General features: G+C 61.6%; 1 protein-coding gene. It reads right to left on the reverse strand.

Going from position 1 to position 255, the window contains the following annotated elements:
* Positions 1–255: transposase (locus IB263_RS34920; RefSeq protein ID WP_192439613.1), on the reverse strand; the 255-nt coding region annotated here is incomplete at both ends.

Here is a 255-nt window from a genome sequence, read left to right on the forward strand (position 1 = left end):
TGTGAAGCCGTCCCAGCGCTTCAGCATGTAATCGATCGGCTCGGCGACCGGTGAACTGCGCGACAGCTTTGTTCGCTCAGATCGAAGCCAGACCTCAAGCTCATCAACGAGCGGACGGCTGTCCTGCGGACGTCGTTGCAGCCGGTCGTTGGCCAAAAGTCCGTTGATGTCGCGCTCGATGTCGAACAGCGCGTCGATGCGCTTGACCGCCTCGAGGGCAACCGGCGAGATCGCGGCAGCATGCTTTCCGCGTTT

It is taken from the genome of Ensifer sp. ENS03 (assembly GCF_014852035.1).
GTDB classification, from domain to species: domain Bacteria; phylum Pseudomonadota; class Alphaproteobacteria; order Rhizobiales; family Rhizobiaceae; genus Ensifer; species Ensifer adhaerens.